Here is a 15884-nt window from a genome sequence, read left to right as displayed (position 1 = left end):
CACCTACCATGGGCGTCATGGCAGTCAGTGAGTCCGACGTCCGCAGTGCACTCGCCCGGGTACAGGATCCCGAGATCCGGAAACCCATCACCGATCTCGGCATGGTCAAGAGCATCGAGATCCGCGATGACAGCAGCGTCGATATCGAGGTGTACCTGACCACCTCGGGATGCCCGATGCGCACCGAGATCTCCGACCGCGTCACCAAGGCCGTCGCCGACGTCGCAGGAGTCGGTCCGGTCCGCGTCACCCTCGACGTGATGAGCGACGAACAGCGCACCGAGCTGCGCAAATCCCTCCGCGGCGATTCCGCCGAGCCCGTGATCCCGTTCGCCCAGCCCGGATCCCTGACGCGTGTCTACGCGGTCGCCTCCGGCAAGGGTGGTGTCGGCAAGTCGTCGGTCACCGTCAACCTCGCGGCGGCCCTGGCCGCACGCGGCCTGTCGGTCGGTGTCCTCGACGCCGACATCTACGGCCACTCGATCCCGCGAATGCTCGGCACGTCCGCCAAGCCGACGCAGGTCGAGCGCATGATCATGCCGCCGATCGCGCACGACGTGAAGATGATCTCCATCGCCCAGTTCACCGAGGGCAACACCCCCGTCGTGTGGCGCGGCCCGATGCTGCACCGCGCTCTCCAGCAGTTCCTCGCCGACGTCTTCTGGGGCGACCTCGACGTGCTCCTGCTCGACCTGCCCCCGGGCACCGGCGACGTCGCCATCTCCGTGGCACAGCTGATTCCGAGCGCCGAGATCCTGGTCGTGACGACGCCCCAGCAAGCCGCGGCCGAGGTCGCCGAACGCGCCGGTTCCATCGCGTTGCAGACCCGTCAGCGCATCGCCGGCGTCGTGGAGAACATGTCGTGGCTCGAGCTTCCGGACGGCACGCGGATGGACGTGTTCGGGACCGGCGGTGGGCAGGCCGTCGCGGAGCGTCTCTCCCGAGCAGTGGGCGCGCCGGTGCCGCTGCTCGGTCAGATCCCGCTCGATCCCGCAATCCGTGAATCCGGTGACGCCGGCACACCGATCGTGCTCTCGGCACCCGAATCGGCGCCCGCAACAGCGCTGTCCGAGATCGCGGACAAACTGGCGGTACGCAAGCGCGGACTGGCCGGCATGTCACTCGGTATCGACACCACCCGGCACCTCTGAGCCGGACCGAACCTCCGAACCGAACGAAACACGGTCGCCGCAACTGATGTTGCGGCGACCGTGTGCGTTCGGCGACGGGTGACGAACTCGTCCGGCTAGGTGGCGTCGGGATCGATCGGGGGTTTTTCGTCGCGCGCGAGTGGCTTCGACAGATTCGGAGTCGAGGGCGACGACCCGTTGGACGGCGCGCCCGGCGACTTCCCCATGTCGTTGAACAGGGAGCTGTCCCCGTCCAGAAGATGCTTGGTGATGACCGCCTTCGGCGTCATGCCCCGCAGTTGGTTCAGCTCTGCGAGCGGCTGGCGGAAGTCGTCGAACTCCGGGCCCAGCTCTTCCTTCAACTGATCCCGCGCTCCCGACGCGTAGTCACGCACCTGTCGCAGCGACCTGGTCACCCAGGAGACAGCACCTGGCAGCCTCTCGGGACCGAGCACCACGAGGGCCGCCACGAGGAGGACTACGAATTCACCCCAACCGATATTGCCGAACACGGGGTCAAGACTACGTGTTTCCTGCCGGAATTCAGCGCGAGCGGACCCAACTCACACCTGATGCACAACGGAACAGGGACGGTCAGTCCGATTCCGGAGTCACCTGGATGTCGACGAGCCGTCCGCTCCGGACGATCTGCACGGTGACGGGCTGATCGATCTCCTGGGCGTGCACCGCGACGACCAACTCGTCCGCCGTGGTGACCTCGCGGTCGCCGACCCGCACGATCACGTCGCCTTCGACGATTCCCGCCCGCTGAGCAGGGCTGTCGTTTTGTACGTTCGCGACCTCCGCCCCGCTCGCGACATCGTTGACGACCGAGCGCGCGTTGACGCCGATCTCGGGATGGCGCATCTCGCCGTTGCGGATGAGTTCGCCCACCACTTCGGTCACGTCGTCGATCGGAATCGCGAACCCGAGCCCGACGGAACCGCCCGTCTCGGATTTGATCGCGGAGTTGATGCCGATGACGCGCCCTTCGATGTCGACGAGCGGCCCACCGGAGTTGCCCGGGTTGATCGAGGCGTCGGTCTGCACCGCGTCGATCACCGCGTCGGTGTCGGTGCCCTGTCCACTCAGTCGCATGGGACGGTTCAGCGCGCTGACGATGCCCCGGGTTACGGTCTTGCTCAGTCCGAGAGGCGAACCCACAGCCACCACGTCCTCGCCGACCTGCACGTCCTCCGAACGCCCGAGTTCGGCGACGACCAGGTTGTCGACGTCCTTCACGGCGAGGACGGCCAGATCCGTCTTGATGTCGCGTCCGACCACAGACGCCGGGACCTTCGTCCCGTCGTCGAACGTCACCTGGACCTTGGCGTCGGGATTCGTCGCTGCCATGGAGACGACGTGATTGTTGGTGACGATGTATCCGGCACCGTCGATGACGACACCGGAGCCGGTTCCGGACTGATCGCCCATGGTCACCTGAATCGACACCACCGACGGGAGCACCGCGTCGGCGACGCGCGCCACTGTCCCGGCGGGCACGTCCTCGTCGGCTGCGACCTGTGAGAGGGATACGCCGCGACTGGTGAGTGATCCGGTGTCGGAAGTGACCACCGCGACCGCAAGCCCGCCCACCACACCGATCACGAGTGCGAGCGCGGCCAGCGAGGCGAGGGCGCGCGGCTGGACGCGGCGATCGAACAACACTTCCCGCAGAGTCAATTTCGGTGCCGGCGGCAGATCTTCGCCGTCCTCCGATTCGAGGGGCGCACCGAGCCGGACGGCGGAGTCGGGATCACGCCACGGATCGGAGGGACCCGGGTCGTCGCCGGGGTCGTCCTCGGACACCGAGGGTGGGCGCTGAAGTGTCTCGTCCGCGTCGCCCGGCCGCCCGTATGCCTCGGCGAGGATCGCGTCCGTCGGCGGCGCGTGCCGGATCTCGGGTTCGGACGCCCGCGCGCGAGGGGTCGCGCCGAAGGCACCGTCGGTTCCTTCGGGCCGGCCGAAGACTCGCTCTGCAGCCGGGTCGACCCGGGGCCGGTACACCGGTCGCGGATCGAGACGCGGCGCGTCGGCGGGACGCGCGATCGCGCCGTTCGCGTCGTCCGGCCGCCCGTCCGAGGCGTCCGGCAGCCCGGTGCCGTCGTTCCTGCGTCGGCCGTTGTGCTCCACAGAATCCGCGGTCACGCGTACCCGTCTCCCCCGTGTAGGTCCGTCACACAGCCCAGTATCACCGATGGTGTCGGCTGCACTGTGATCGCCCGGTCGTCGAGCGGCCGGGCTGAGACGGCGTGCGGGTCGATCACCGCCTGCGACGGATCGCCCACCGCCGCGCCGCGAACCACGCCTCGGACCGTGCCGCGTCGACATCGTGCGCGTTCGCGGTACCCGGGGTCCGATCCGCGCCGGGGATATCGAACAGGTGGGTGGGAATGCTGCAGAGCGCGCCCCGCAGCGAACTCGACATTTCGGGGGCGTTCTCGGCGGCAGCACGGAGGGCTCGGCGGGCCTGCTGCTGCGCTTCGACTTCGGCAGCGCACTCGGGGCATTCGGAGAGGTGCTGCGCCGCGCGGAGGTACGGCGCCATGCGGAGTTCACCGTCGACGTAGGCGGCAACCGCCTCGCTCGCCAAGTGCTCCGTGGAACCGAACCTGCGAGGTGGCTGCACCATCGTCATCAAAACCTCCCGGCGGCTACCCCGCATCGACGCGAACGACTTCGGCCTTTCCATTCTCGCGCAGGTACTGGCGGAGTGCCTGGCGACCTCGGTGGATGCGACTTCGCACCGTCCCGAGTTTGACCCCCAGTGTGGCACCGATTTCTTCGTAGGACAGACCTTCGATGTCACAGAGCACCACCGCGGCGCGATACTCCGGACCGAGCGAATCCAGGGCGGACTGCAGGTCGGCGCCGAGTCGCGCGTCGTGGTAGATCTCCTCGGGGTTCGGCCCGTGGGCCGGTACCCGATCGTAGTCCTCCGGAAGTGCTTCCATCCGGATCCGGTTCCGGCGACGCACCATGTCGAGGAAGAGGTTGGTCGTGATGCGGTGCAGCCAGCCCTCGAAGGTGCCGGGCTGGTAGTCCTGCAACGAGCGGAACACGCGGATGAACGTGTCCTGGGTGAGGTCTTCGGCGTCCTGCGCGTTACCCGAGAGCCGGTACGCGAGGCGGTAGACGCGGTCGCCGTGCTCGCGGACGAGTTCGTCCCAGGACGGCATGGAGGCACGATCCCCGGTCGCGTCGAACACCGCGGTGCCACTCAGGTCTTCCATGGGGGCTTCGTCGAACGGGACGGCGTCGGGCTGGAGATCGTTGCGGGGTTCGGGCATGTGGATCGCTGGATCCTCCTTTTGGGACCGCTGCGCGGGACATCGGTGGAAAGTTCAACATTCGGACTCCGGGGTTTGTTCCCCTGTCGCCGGGTGTTGCAGGCTTCCACCGAAGCACCGAGTCCTGCCGGCCCTTCGACTTCGTTGCCCAAGTCTTTCCTATCGGTATGTGCTCGCCGTGTGAGTTACCTGAAACGAAGCTGAGAAAACATCACCGCATCGGTGCTCACATCTGCGAGCCTGCCCGCACAAACATCGCGGCGCGGATAGCCTCGGTCTCGTGCAGACCAATGCAGATCGCATTTTGAACCACGCCGAGGACGTCGTCGTCGAGGACGAGCCGCTCGCCTTGGCGCGGGAACGCGCCGAGGACCTCGGCGCCGAGCCCGTCTCCCCGTCGGTGGGCGCTGCTCTCGCGATGTTCGCCCGCATGCTGGACGCGAAGACCGTGGTGGAAATCGGCACGGGCGCCGGAGTGAGCGGTCTGTGGCTGTTGCACGGCCTGCGCGAGGACGGCGTCCTCACGACCATCGACAGTGAACCCGAACATCAGCGCGCTGCCAAGCTCGCCTTCCGGGATGCGGGTGTCGTCGCTTCCCGCACCCGTCTCATCAACGGCCGCGCGCTCGACGTGCTGCCGCGACTGGCCGACTCCGGTTACGACATGGTGTTCGTCGATGCGACCCCGTCCGACCACCCGCACTACGTGCGCGAAGGCGTGCGGCTGCTGCGCCCGGGCGGCGTGATCGTGCTGCACAACGCGTTGCTCGGCGGCCGGGTCGCCGACCCGTCGGCGCGCGACTCGACCGTGCTGGCGGTACGAGAGGCCGCGCGGGCCGTCTCCGACGACGAGCGTCTCGCCCCCGTGGTGCTCCCGCTCGGGGACGGACTGCTCTGCGCGGTGCGGCTCAGCTGAGCCTCGTCAGATCCAGACGCCCTTGCCGATGGCGACGACGCCGCCGCCACTGACCGCGAACCGTTTCCGGTCGCGTTCGAGGTCGACGCCGATGATTTCGCCGTCGCCCACCACGACGTTCTTGTCGAGGATCGCGCGGCGCACCACCGCACCCTTGCCGATCCGGACACCCGGCATCAGCACGCTGCCCTCGACGGTGGCGCCGTCCTCGACCATGACGTTCGAGCTGAGCACCGAGTTGCGCACGGTGGCAGCCGACAGGATGCTGCCCGCGCCCACGATCGACTCCTGGGCGAGACCACCCTGCACGAACTTCGCGGGCGGTAGGTTCTCCGCGGCCCCGCGGATGGGCCAGCGTCTGTTGTAGAGGTTGAAGATCGGGTGGACCGACACCAGGTCCATGTGCGCGTCGTAGAACGCGTCGAGGGTCCCGACGTCGCGCCAGTAGGCCCGGTCGCGTTCGGTCGCACCGGGAACGACGTTGTCGTTGAAGTCGTAGACGTGCGCGACGCCGTCGGCGACGAGGGCGGGAATGATGTCGCCGCCCATGTCGTGGTCGGAGTCCGGGTTCTCGGAGTCGGCGCGCAGCGCCTCGACCAGAACCTTCGTGGAGAACACGTAGTTGCCCATGGAGGCGAAGGTGACGTTGGGGTCGTCGGGCGTGCCGGGCGGATGCGCGGGCTTCTCGAGGAACTGTGTGATGCGGCCCTGCTCGTCGCTGTCGATGCACCCGAAGGCGAAGGCTTCGCTGCGGGGGACCCGGATGCCCGCGACCGTCACACCGGCACCCGACTCGATGTGTTGACGCACCATCTGCTCGGGGTCCATCCGGTACACGTGGTCCGCGCCGAACACCACGATGTACTCGGGGTCCTCGTCGTAGACGAGGTTGAGCGACTGCAGGATCGCGTCGGCACTCCCGGTGTACCAGCGCGGGCCGAGGCGCTGCTGCGCCGGCACCGGGGTGATGTACTCCCCGGTGAACCCCGACAGTCTCCACGTCTGGGAAATGTGGCGGTCGAGTGAATGCGACTTGTACTGCGTGAGTACGCAGATGCGCAGGTAACCGGCGTTGACCAGGTTGCTGAGCACGAAGTCGATCAGGCGATATGCGCCCCCGAAGGGCACTGCCGGCTTCGCGCGGTCTGCGGTCAGAGGGTAAAGACGCTTACCCTCGCCGCCGGCAAGCACGATTCCAAGCACATGTGGCTGGCTCCTCACACGCCCAACCTATCCGCCGCCCCACACTGCCGCCAGCGAAGCGTGATCTCCGTCCCGTCTCGCCCACGATTCCGGACCCCGCCACATCCCGTCCGACCAGGCTGGATACCCCACTGGGGTATAGGATCGGTGTTATGAACGACTCACTTCTCCCGGTGACCGAGACCACCGACGATTCCGGTAGTTGCCACACCCACGGGTACCTCGGCGACAAGAAGAAGTACCTCGCGCGCGTCAAGCGGATCGAGGGCCAGGCACGTGGAATCCACCGCATGGTCGACGAAGAGCAGTACTGCATCGACATCCTCACCCAGATCGCCGCGTTGACGAGCGCGCTCGAGGGACTCGCGCTCGGGTTGCTCGACGATCACCTTCGTCATTGCGTGGTCGACGCTGCGAAAAGCGGAGGCGAGGAAGGCGAAGCGAAGCTGGCCGAAGCATCGGCCGCGATCGCGCGTCTCGTCCGGTCCTGAGACCCCTTCGCGCCCGGGGCCGGACCGGATTGGCTGTAACTCCGGCGGCCCGATAGTTTGAGGCGATGCGGGTGGCGATGATGACGCGGGAATATCCGCCGGAAGTGTACGGCGGGGCCGGTGTTCACGTCACCGAACTCGTGGCGCAACTCCGGAGACTGTGCACGGTGGACGTGCACTGCATGGGCGCACCGCGCGACACCGCGACGGTGCACGTTCCCGACCCCGCGCTGGCCGGTGCCAACGCGGCTCTCACGACGCTGTCGGCGGAACTGCGCATGGCCCACGCGGCCGCGGGAGTCGACGTCGTCCACTCCCACACGTGGTACTCCGGTCTCGCCGGACATCTGGCCGCGGAACTCTACGACGTGCCTCACGTACTCACCGCGCACTCCCTCGAGCCGCGCCGGCCTTGGAAGGCAGAGCAACTCGGCGGCGGGTACCGGATCTCGTCTTGGTCGGAACGCAACGCCGTGCAATATGCCGACGCCGTCATCGCGGTGAGCGAAGGCATGCGACTCGACGTCCTCGATGCCTATCCCTTCGTCGACCCCGCCCGAGTGCACGTCGTGCGCAACGGCATCGATACGACGACGTGGCATCCCGGGCCCGCCGAGGACGGCGCCGAGTCGGCACTCGAACGCATCGGTGTCGATCCCGAGCGCCCGATCGTCGCCTTCGTCGGACGCATCACCCGGCAGAAGGGCGTGGGGCATCTGATCGCCGCCGCACATCACCTCGACCCGGAGATCCAGCTCGTGCTGTGCGCGGGCGCCCCCGACACCCCGGAGATCGCGGCGGAGACCGCACGCGCCGTCGCCGAACTGCAGGCGACCCGCGACGGCGTGTACTGGGTTCAGGAAATGCTCCCCGTGGAGTCCATCCGGGAAGTTCTCTCCGCCGCCCGCGTGTTCGTGTGCCCGTCCGTCTACGAGCCGCTCGGCATCGTCAATCTCGAGGCCATGGCCTGTGAAACGGCCGTGGTCGCTTCCGACGTCGGCGGGATCCCCGAGGTCGTCCAGGACGGCGTGACGGGCGTGCTGGTGCACTACGATTCGTACGAGCCGCAGGAGTACGAGCGGGCGCTCGCAGCGGCTCTCAACGACGTTGCCGGCGATGCCGCGCGTGCCGCCGAGTACGGCCGTGCCGGCCGCGATCGTGCAATCGCCGAGTTCTCCTGGGCGCAGATCGCCCGGCAGACCCTCACGGTCTATCAGGACGTGGTCAACCGCCGCTGACGGTGGAGTGCGCGTCGGGCACAGGAGGAGTCACGTCGTCCCGCCGCGTCCACGTCGAGACCACGACGGACACGGTGACGTCGAAGGGGTCCGGGAGCGCCGCGAGCAACGCGGTGCGTTCCGCAGAGGTCAGATGATGTGCGGACGGGCCCATCCCCGCCAGGTGCGCGAGCGCCGGTCGTGGCAGCGCCACGGAGAACTGCACGGGGGTGCGCGCGGTCCGCTCGAACAGGCCCGACAGCGCCGCCGACAACCGTTCGGTCTTGCGGTCGTCGACGCTCACCATGCCTGGCAGGGCGACGAGTTCGCGCAGGTGTTCCGTCGTGGGCGACGCCACGACGAGGGCGCCGCCGGGCACGAGAACACGATGGCTCTCGGCAGCGTTTCGCGGCGCGAACACCGACAGCACGTGAGTGAGCGATCCCGACCGCACCGGTAGCTGCCGCCAGACGTCGGCGAGCACCGAACCCGCGCGCGGGTGGGCACGCGCGATGCGCCGGACCGCGGGCTTGGACACGTCCAGGCCGATTCCTCGGGCGCCGGGCAGGGCGTCGAGCACGGTCTGGAGGTACTGGCCGGTTCCGGCACCGACTTCGAGGATGCGGGGGTCCTCCTCCGACGCACTGCTGCACGCGGACGCCACCGCCTCGCGGACGGCGTCGTAGTACCCCGCGCCGAGGAAGTCGGCACGCGCCGCGATCATGTCGGCGGTGTCGCCGGTGAAGGGGGTTGCGGTGCCGGTGAGAAGGGAGACGTAGCCCTGGCGCGCCACGTCGAAGCTGTGCCCGAGTTCGCACAGCACGGTGGAATCGTCCAGATCCATCGCACTGTGGCAGTGCGGGCACGCGAGGAGGTCGATCACGGTGTCGAGCACGGCAGCTCCTCAACGGGTCCCGGTACGGACAGCTCCGGGCCCCGCACGCCGAGGAGCGCGGGGCCCGGGTTGCCCGAAGAGGGGCCGATCAGCTGGTGACACTCTTGAGTTCGTCGCCTAGGGCCGCAGCCTCTTCCGGCGTGAGCTCGACGACCAGACGTCCGCCGCCCTCGAGTGGAACCCTCATGACGATTCCTCGTCCCTCTTTGGTTGCTTCGAGGGGACCGTCCCCGGTCCGGGGCTTCATGGCCGCCATCCTCTGCTCCCTCCAAATCTGCACCCGACCGCCGGGCGCGTGGGTTACCGTGTGGTTGCACCGCCGACATCGATGGTGCGCGCCATCCCATTCTTCCCTATTGCGGATTGCGCCGGGTAGCTGACTCCGCCGTACGGCCCGGTCATCCCCCGTCCAACGCCTTCGCCACCCAGCACCCGGCGAGGTGATCATCGACCATTCCGGTGGCCTGCATCAACGCATATGCCGTGGTGGGGCCCACAAAACGCAGTCCGAGACGCTTCAGCTCCCGAGCCATCGCGGACGACTCCTCGGTCACCGCCGGAACGAATTGGACACTTTTCGGACGTCGCGCGCGCCGCGCCGGTGCGAACGACCACAGCAGTGTGTCGAGGTCGGTCGGCAGCTCCAGAATCGCCTGCGCGTTGGCGATCGTGGCCTCGATCTTGCGGCGGTTCCGGATGATGTTCGCGTCGCCGAGCAACCGTTGAACGTCGGCCTCGGTGAACCGCGCGACGGCGTCGACATCGAACCCCGCGAACGCGTCCCGGAACGCCGGACGCTTGCGCAGAACGGTCAGCCACGACAGGCCCGACTGGAACGCCTCGAGCGCAATCCGTTCGAAGAGCGCGTCGCGGCCGTGCAACTCGCGTCCCCACTCGGCGTCGTGATAGTCGCGGTAGATCGTGCTGCCGGGAGCGTCCACCGCCCACGGGCACCGTACGAGGCCGTCGGCGGTCATTGCTCTTCCGGCCGTTCGACAGCCGACTTTTCGACATCAGGTCTTTCGGCAGCCGGCTTTTCGGCAGCAGGTCTATCGGCTGCCCGGCGCTCGGCAGCGGCCCGTTCGACGATGCGCACTTCCTCCGTGGGCTCCTCGGCCTCGAAGTCCTTCTCGGCAACGGACTCGAAGTCGTTCTCTGACTCGGCTTCGAAGTCGTTCTCGATACCGGAGTCGTCGGGGCCGGCCACCGGGCCGGGCGCAGTTTCGGTCTCCTGGCCGGTTCGCGCGAGTTCGGCGCGCAACTCGTCGATCTCACGCGCGAGCCGGTCGAGTGCCCAGTCGACCTCGCTCATCTTGTAACCCCGCCACGTCTGCTGGAAGCGGAGGTCGCGGACATCCGTACCTGTGACGTCGGTGGCCGGGAGCACGGTCGTGGTGGTGCCCGGCGGGATGGGTGCGAGAACCTCGCTCCGGCCGAACACCGACGACGCGATGAAGAACAGCACGGCGCCGACGACCACCATGACGACCACGTACAGAAGAACCGTCACCATGCACCGATCTTGGCACGGCCCGCCGACGTCATCGACGTCGACGGGCCGGGACGGAAGATCAGCGGGTGATGGTGCTCATCGGCGGGCGGTCCTCGAGGTTCACCTCGGTGTCGAACGACACGAACGACTCGCCCTCCACCAGGAACTGGGTCAGCGGTGCCCCCGAATCGGGGATACCGCACCTTCCGAGCATGGTTCCGACGATCTGGCGGCTCATCGCCCCCAGCTCGGACAGCGGCCGGTTGCGGTGTTTCCGCACCCCCAGATTGACCTGGGCGATCGCATTCAGCCCGAGGCGGTCGTAGGTGTCGAGCAGCAGACCGATCTCGACCCCGTAGCCCGGTGCGAACGGCACCGCTTCGAGAAGCTCCCGGGTTCCGGCGTACTCGCCGCCGAGCGGCTGGAGCACACAGGTCAGCTCAGGTCGCAGAGCCGCGAGGAGCGGCCGGGCCACCAGCTCGGTGACGCGTCCTCCCCCGTTCGAATCCTCCCCGCCGCGAACCTGCAGGGGGCGACGGTAGTAGCCCTTCACCAGATGGATTCCGTCGCCGAGCAGCAGCGGTCCGAGCAGCTTCGGCACGAACGCCGGATCGGGGTTGATCAGGTCCGAATCGACGAAGGCGATGATGTCACCGGACGTGCCCGCGAGCGACCGCCACAGCACTTCACCTTTCCCCGGTGCCGGAGCCAGTCCGGGCACCGCTTCTTCGCGCGAAACCACGCGCGCTCCCGCGGCACGCGCCCGCACCGCGGTCTCGTCGGTCGATCCGGAATCGAGCACCACGAGTTCGTCCACGAGCCCGCCGAGAAGCGGATAGATGGTGTCGACCACGCCCGCGACGGTTTCCTGCTCGTCGAGCGCGGGCAGCACCACGGTCACGGTGCGGCCGGCCTTCGCCCGTTCGAGTTCGCCGACGGTCCAGGTCGGCTGGTCCCAGCTGTTCGCCTCGGTCCAGATGCGAGTCGGTGCGCTCATGCCAGCCCCCTCACTGTGCGGGCAGGCAGACGTGTGCCCGCGATCGCCGCCACCATGTCGACCACCCGGCGGGTGGCCGCGACCTCGTGTACCCGGAACATTCTTGCTCCTGCTGCTGCGGCCAATGCTGTCGCTGCCAAGGTGCCCTCCAACCGGTCTTCGAGTTCGACACCCAGAGTCTCGCCTATGAAGTCCTTGTTGCTCAGTGCCATAAGCACAGGCCACCCGCTGTTTACAAGAACTTCCACGCCCCGCAACAGAGCGAGTCCGTGATAGGTGTTTTTCCCGAAATCGTGGGTGGGATCGATGAGGATCGAATCGGTCGCTACGCCCGTCCGAGCCGCGTTCTCCGCGGCTGCGACGACTTCCTCGGCCACCTGCTCGACGATGTCCCGGTAGCGGACTCGGTGGGGCCGGGTCCGCGGGATCGCGCCTCCGGTGTGCGAACACACGATGCCCGCGCCGAGTTCGGCCGCGACCTCGACGAGCTGCGGGTCCGCGCCCGCCCACGTGTCGTTGACGAGGTCGGCGCCTTCCGCCACCGCACGACGCGCGACCTCACTGCGCCACGTGTCGATGCTGATGAGGACCTCCGGGTACCGCTCCCGGATCGCTGCCACGAACGGAACCACGCGGCGGAGCTCTTCGGCCGTGTCGACGACCTCACCCGGCCCGGCCTTCACTCCGCCGATATCGACGATGTCTGCCCCCTCGGAGACGGCCCTGTCGACGGCGGCGAGCGCCGCGTCGTCGCTGAAGGTCGCTCCGCGGTCGTAGAAGGAGTCCGGGGTGCGGTTGACGATCGCCATGACGAGCGCGCGGTCGGTCGCCACCGGACGCCCGCACAGGGTCGGCGATACGGGCCCGGGAGGGGCCGCGACGTCGTGGCCGGGTGTGACGGGCGGATGCTCGGAACTGTCGATAGCGGAGCCGCTCATGCCTTCATCCTGACACGGGCACCGAATCCGGCCGGTCGGCGTCCGCCCGGTTCAGGGCTTCGGCAGGTCTCCCCGTGCCACACCGTCGACGTATCCCTCGAAGATCGGGGCGAAGCCTTCGCTCTTGCTCACCAGGACGTACAGCTCGTCCGATCCGATGTCGTCGTAGCCCTGCTCACGGAGGTCGACCTTGCGGCTCTTGAACGTCGTCGTGTACTCGAGTTCCTCGACGACGCGGACGAACAACGGCACCGCGTAACCCGGCAAGGTGCGGTGCAGGATGTCTGCCAGTGCTCCGCCGTCGAAGTCCACACCCTCCTCCAGCGTCACCGCAGCCATTCCCGCACGTCCGTCCGCACCCGGCACCTCTACCCCGTACACGACCACGCCGGAAATCGATGCGTGCGCGGAGATCGCACCCTCGACCTGGGTGGTGGCGACGTTCTCGCCCTTCCAGCGGAAGGTGTCGCCGAGCCGGTCGACGAAGGCGACGTGCATCCAGCCCTGGCTGCGGACGAGGTCGCCGGTGTCGAACCAGGTGTCCCCGTCGCGGAATGCGTCCCGGACGAGCTTGGATTCGGTGGCGTCGGGGTCGGTGTACCCGTCGAACGGTGAGCGGTCGGTGATCTTCGCGAGGAGCAGCCCGACCTCACCGCGTGAGACGCGCACCAGCCTGCCGTCCTCCCCCCGGCGCGCAGAGCCCGTCTCCGGGTCGAACTCGACCACCGCGTACGGCAGCGGGCACACCCCCGCGGTGCGCCGCTGGTTGAGCGCGTTGATGAAGGCGATGTTGCATTCGCTCGCGCCGTAGAACTCGGCAACGCGGTCGATGCCGAAACGCTCGGTGAATTCGTCCCAGATCTCGGCGCGGAGACCGTTGCCGACCATCAGCCGGATGCCGTGGTCACGGTCGTCCGGGCGTTCGGGCCGGCCGAGGAGATACCGGCAGATCTCACCGATGTAGATGAACGCCGTCGCCCCGTTGCGTTCGGCGTCCTCCCAGAACTTCGACGCCGAGAACTTCTTGCCCAGCGCGAGGGTCGCACCCGAGCCGAGCACCGACGACAACGCGACCGTCAGTGCGTTGTTGTGATAGAGCGGCAGGCAGCAGTAGAGGGTGTCGTTACGGCGCAGACGCACGCCGAGGCTGCCCAGTCCGGACATGGACTTGAGCCACCGGAAGTGGGACATCCGGCTGGCCTTGGGCAGACCGGTGGTTCCGGAAGTGAAGATGTAATACGCAATTTCGGACGCCGAAAGTGTTTCCGTCACCGCGGGATTCGACGAGTCCGCGTCTGCTGCGCGCGCGTCGAGTTCGGCGATGCCCAGCACCGTCCCGGCCTGGGGTTCGCCGTCGATCGTCTCGAGTGCCTCCGCACATTCCTCGTCGACCACCAGGACCTTGCTGTCGAGCAGGGAAAGGCTGTGCTCGAGCACGTCTCCGCGCTGGTTGTTGTTGAGCATGCCCGCGGCGGCGCCCAGTTTGACGGTCGCCAGGGCGAGAAGAAGCGCCTCCGGCTTGTTCTCCATGAGGATCGCCACGACGTCTCCGGTCCGGACGCCCTCGGCCGTCAGAACGGAGGCGTAACGGTTGACCTTTGCGTTGGCGTCGCCGTAGGTCAGGGTGTCGCCTTCGAACCGCAGGAACGGATGGTCGGGACGGCGCTCGGCCAGTTTCTGGAACACCGACCCGATGGTCTCCCGGGCACTCGGCTTGCGGGTCATTCCCACCGCACCGCGCAACAGACTCGGCAGGTCGGGCAGCATCGAGGGCAACTGGGCGACCAGGCTGGGGAGGGAGACGGTCGATTCACGCTCGGGGGCGGCGTTTTTCACGGGCGGATCCTCACTGCGACGTCGGGTCGGGTCGGACGAACGGCGGCAACGCCCTCCGAACTTACCGGAGAGTAGGGAACGAGTGCGTGAATCGGTCCCTCAGTCCTCCCGGCGTGATCCCGCGCATCGATCCAGAGCGTCCTCGAGATCGGCGGTGACGTACAGCCCGTCGAGCGCGCGTCGCGCCACGAAGCCCGTGTCCACCATCGACTCGAGCCACGTGAGCAACCCGTCGAAATGCCCGAACGGGTCGAGCATGACGACCGGCTTCTCGTGCATACCCAGATATCCGGCGGTCCATGTCTCGAACAGTTCCTCGAGCGTGCCGATGCCGCCGGGGAGCGTCACGAACGCATCCGCACGGTCCTCCATGATGCGTTTCCGCTCCCGCATCGTGTCGGTGACGATCAATTCGTCCGCATCGACATCCGCCACCTCGCGGTGAACGAGCGCCTTGGGGATCACCCCGACGGTGTGGGCGCCCGCTTCACGAGCCGCCTCGGCGACCGCCCCCATCATCGAGACGTTGCCGCCACCGGAGACCAGCTGCCACCCTCGTCGTCCGATCGCCGTGCCCAGATCCGACGCGAACTCCAGATACTTGCGGTCCACAGGCCCCGACGCGCAATACACACACACCGAGACCGACCCTGAGTCACTCACCACGACGTCTCCTCCCCGTACAGAATGCCTTCCTCATCACCCCGGTGGGCCTCGCGGATGATCTGCACAGCCTCCTCGACGCTGTCGGTCACCGACAGCAGATCCAGGTCCGGCTCGAAGATCTTGCCCTCACGGACCATCGTGGCCCGGATCCACTCGATCAGACCCGACCAGTAGCCGGAGCCGAACAACACGATCGGGAAGCGGGTGATCTTGCCGGTCTGGACGAGGGTGAGTGCCTCGAACAGCTCGTCCATGGTGCCGAAACCACCGGGCAGGCACACGAACGCCTGTGAGTACTTGACGAACATCGTCTTGCGGGCGAAGAAGTACCGGAAGTTCAGGCCGAGGTCGACCCACTCGTTGAGACGCTGCTCGAAGGGAAGCTCGATGCCGAGACCGATCGAGAACCCGCCCGCTTCGCACGCACCTCGGTTCGCCGCCTCCATCGCCCCGGGGCCACCACCGGTGACCACCGCGTATCCCGCCTCGACGAGTGCCGCACCGAGCCTGCGGCCGATCTCGTAGTCGGGATGGTCGACGGGTGTGCGCGCCGAACCGAATACCGCCACCGCGCGCGGCACCTCCGCGAGAGCATCGAAACCTTCGATGAACTCGCTCTGGATGCGCAGCACACGCCACGGATCGGTATGGACCCAGTCGGACGGGCCCCTGCGGTCCAGCAACCGCTGGTCGCGGGTCGTCGTGTCGCGGGCACGATCCCCGCGGAGCTGGACGGGCCCCCGCTGGACGACGTCGTCGCGGGAGCCGAATCGATCATCGGAGGCGGAAGAGGTATCGCCGGGCATGACCCAA

17 protein-coding genes and 1 pseudogene are annotated in these 15884 nt (G+C 67.7%); 4 read left to right on the top strand and 14 right to left on the bottom strand.

Going from position 1 to position 15884, the window contains the following annotated elements; genetic code table 11:
* Positions 1-17 precede the first annotated feature (17 nt).
* Positions 18-1151, top strand: coding sequence for an Mrp/NBP35 family ATP-binding protein (locus RDCOP1_RS09720; protein WP_174555792.1), 1134 nt, complete (start codon positions 18-20; stop codon positions 1149-1151).
* Positions 1152-1246: 95 nt separating this feature from the next.
* On the opposite strand, the gene tatB is transcribed toward RDCOP1_RS09720, so the two are convergent.
* The 4 genes from tatB to sigE all read right to left on the bottom strand — a co-directional run bounded on the left by tatB (position 1247) and on the right by sigE (position 4363).
* Complete coding sequence (gene tatB / locus RDCOP1_RS09715) at positions 1247-1642, bottom strand: Sec-independent protein translocase protein TatB (RefSeq protein WP_072699907.1); 396 nt, start codon at positions 1640-1642, stop codon at positions 1247-1249.
* Positions 1643-1724: 82 nt separating this feature from the next.
* Positions 1725-3278, bottom strand: a complete 1554-nt coding sequence (locus RDCOP1_RS09710) for a trypsin-like peptidase domain-containing protein (RefSeq protein ID WP_371836818.1) — start codon at positions 3276-3278, stop codon at positions 1725-1727.
* 115 nt (positions 3279-3393) lie between these two features.
* Positions 3394-3768 (bottom strand): zf-HC2 domain-containing protein, encoded by a 375-nt coding sequence (locus RDCOP1_RS09705; RefSeq protein ID WP_072699906.1) that lies wholly within the window; start codon positions 3766-3768, stop codon positions 3394-3396.
* A gap of 16 nt (positions 3769-3784) precedes the next feature.
* A complete protein-coding gene (gene sigE / locus RDCOP1_RS09700; protein WP_111731664.1) occupies positions 3785-4363 on the bottom strand; it encodes an RNA polymerase sigma factor SigE in 579 nt (192 codons plus the stop codon).
* Between the two features lie 337 nt (positions 4364-4700).
* On the opposite strand from sigE, the gene RDCOP1_RS09695 reads away from it, so the two are divergent.
* Positions 4701-5336 carry an O-methyltransferase gene (locus RDCOP1_RS09695; protein WP_072699904.1) on the top strand — a complete coding sequence of 212 codons (636 nt, stop codon included), beginning with the start codon at positions 4701-4703 and terminating at the stop codon, positions 5334-5336.
* Positions 5337-5342: 6 nt separating this feature from the next.
* Here the strand turns inward: RDCOP1_RS09695 and glgC are convergent, their stop codons facing one another.
* Positions 5343-6557 (bottom strand): glucose-1-phosphate adenylyltransferase, encoded by a 1215-nt coding sequence (glgC, locus tag RDCOP1_RS09690; RefSeq protein WP_072699903.1) that lies wholly within the window; start codon positions 6555-6557, stop codon positions 5343-5345.
* Positions 6558-6691: 134 nt separating this feature from the next.
* Here glgC and RDCOP1_RS09685 point away from each other — a divergent pair, with 134 nt between their 5' ends.
* Both RDCOP1_RS09685 and glgA read left to right on the top strand, forming a co-directional pair.
* On the top strand, positions 6692-7030 hold the full coding sequence (locus RDCOP1_RS09685; RefSeq protein ID WP_072699902.1) for a metal-sensitive transcriptional regulator: 339 nt from the start codon (positions 6692-6694) through the stop codon (positions 7028-7030).
* A 65-nt stretch (positions 7031-7095) separates the two neighbouring features.
* A complete protein-coding gene (gene glgA, locus RDCOP1_RS09680) occupies positions 7096-8268 on the top strand; it encodes a glycogen synthase (RefSeq protein ID WP_072699901.1) in 1173 nt (390 codons plus the stop codon).
* Here the strand turns inward: glgA and RDCOP1_RS09675 are convergent.
* The 9 genes and pseudogenes from RDCOP1_RS09675 to RDCOP1_RS09635 form a co-directional block, all read right to left on the bottom strand.
* Entirely contained in the window at positions 8255-9142 is an 888-nt protein-coding gene (locus RDCOP1_RS09675) for a putative RNA methyltransferase (protein ID WP_084722534.1), read from the bottom strand. The genes glgA and RDCOP1_RS09675 overlap by 14 nt on opposite strands.
* An 88-nt stretch (positions 9143-9230) precedes the next feature.
* On the bottom strand, positions 9231-9398 hold the full coding sequence (locus RDCOP1_RS09670; RefSeq protein ID WP_006554284.1) for a DUF3117 domain-containing protein: 168 nt from the start codon (positions 9396-9398) through the stop codon (positions 9231-9233).
* 142 nt (positions 9399-9540) lie between these two features.
* Positions 9541-10119: a DNA-3-methyladenine glycosylase I gene (locus RDCOP1_RS09665; protein ID WP_072699900.1), complete on the bottom strand. Its 579-nt coding sequence runs from the start codon at positions 10117-10119 to the stop codon at positions 9541-9543.
* 263 nt (positions 10120-10382) lie between these two features.
* Positions 10383-10655, bottom strand: a pseudogene (locus tag RDCOP1_RS21315) (DivIVA domain-containing protein); the annotation flags it as partial.
* 58 nt (positions 10656-10713) lie between these two features.
* Entirely contained in the window at positions 10714-11631 is a 918-nt protein-coding gene (locus RDCOP1_RS09655; RefSeq protein WP_072699899.1) for a glucosyl-3-phosphoglycerate synthase, read from the bottom strand.
* Positions 11628-12569 carry a dihydropteroate synthase gene (gene folP / locus RDCOP1_RS09650; RefSeq protein ID WP_072699898.1) on the bottom strand — a complete coding sequence of 314 codons (942 nt, stop codon included), beginning with the start codon at positions 12567-12569 and terminating at the stop codon, positions 11628-11630. The genes RDCOP1_RS09655 and folP overlap by 4 nt, the downstream gene beginning before the upstream one ends.
* 51 nt (positions 12570-12620) lie before the next feature.
* Positions 12621-14405 carry a long-chain-acyl-CoA synthetase gene (locus RDCOP1_RS09645; protein ID WP_072699897.1) on the bottom strand — a complete coding sequence of 595 codons (1785 nt, stop codon included), beginning with the start codon at positions 14403-14405 and terminating at the stop codon, positions 12621-12623.
* A 99-nt stretch (positions 14406-14504) separates the two neighbouring features.
* The gene (gene log / locus RDCOP1_RS09640; RefSeq protein WP_371836817.1) at positions 14505-15068 is read right to left on the bottom strand and encodes a cytokinin riboside 5'-monophosphate phosphoribohydrolase; all 564 of its coding nucleotides are present in this window, start codon (positions 15066-15068) and stop codon (positions 14505-14507) included.
* Complete coding sequence (locus tag RDCOP1_RS09635) at positions 15065-15877, bottom strand: LOG family protein (protein WP_072699895.1); 813 nt, start codon at positions 15875-15877, stop codon at positions 15065-15067. The genes log and RDCOP1_RS09635 overlap by 4 nt, the downstream gene beginning before the upstream one ends.
* Between the last annotated feature and the right edge of the window lie 7 nt (positions 15878-15884).

It is taken from the genome of Rhodococcus coprophilus NBRC 100603 (assembly GCF_001895045.1).
Classification (GTDB): domain Bacteria; phylum Actinomycetota; class Actinomycetes; order Mycobacteriales; family Mycobacteriaceae; genus Rhodococcus; species Rhodococcus coprophilus.
The sequence above is the reverse complement of the archived record's forward strand: the minus strand, read 5'-3'. Positions and strand labels throughout refer to the sequence as shown.

Excerpts from the sequence above, each read along its gene's own strand:
- RDCOP1_RS09720 (WP_174555792.1), top strand. The coding sequence starts at position 18 with ATGGCAGTCAGTGAGTCCGACGTCCGCAGTGCACTCGCCCGGGTACAG.
- RDCOP1_RS09705 (WP_072699906.1), bottom strand. The coding sequence starts at position 3,768 with ATGACGATGGTGCAGCCACCTCGCAGGTTCGGTTCCACGGAGCACTTG.
- sigE (WP_111731664.1), bottom strand. The coding sequence starts at position 4,363 with ATGGAAGACCTGAGTGGCACCGCGGTGTTCGACGCGACCGGGGATCGT.
- RDCOP1_RS09685 (WP_072699902.1), top strand. The coding sequence starts at position 6,692 with ATGAACGACTCACTTCTCCCGGTGACCGAGACCACCGACGATTCCGGT.
- glgA (WP_072699901.1), top strand. The coding sequence starts at position 7,096 with ATGCGGGTGGCGATGATGACGCGGGAATATCCGCCGGAAGTGTACGGC.
- RDCOP1_RS09670 (WP_006554284.1), bottom strand. The coding sequence starts at position 9,398 with ATGGCGGCCATGAAGCCCCGGACCGGGGACGGTCCCCTCGAAGCAACC.
- RDCOP1_RS09665 (WP_072699900.1), bottom strand. The coding sequence starts at position 10,119 with ATGACCGCCGACGGCCTCGTACGGTGCCCGTGGGCGGTGGACGCTCCC.
- RDCOP1_RS09655 (WP_072699899.1), bottom strand. The coding sequence starts at position 11,631 with ATGAGCGCACCGACTCGCATCTGGACCGAGGCGAACAGCTGGGACCAG.
- folP (WP_072699898.1), bottom strand. The coding sequence starts at position 12,569 with ATGAGCGGCTCCGCTATCGACAGTTCCGAGCATCCGCCCGTCACACCC.
- RDCOP1_RS09635 (WP_072699895.1), bottom strand. The coding sequence starts at position 15,877 with ATGCCCGGCGATACCTCTTCCGCCTCCGATGATCGATTCGGCTCCCGC.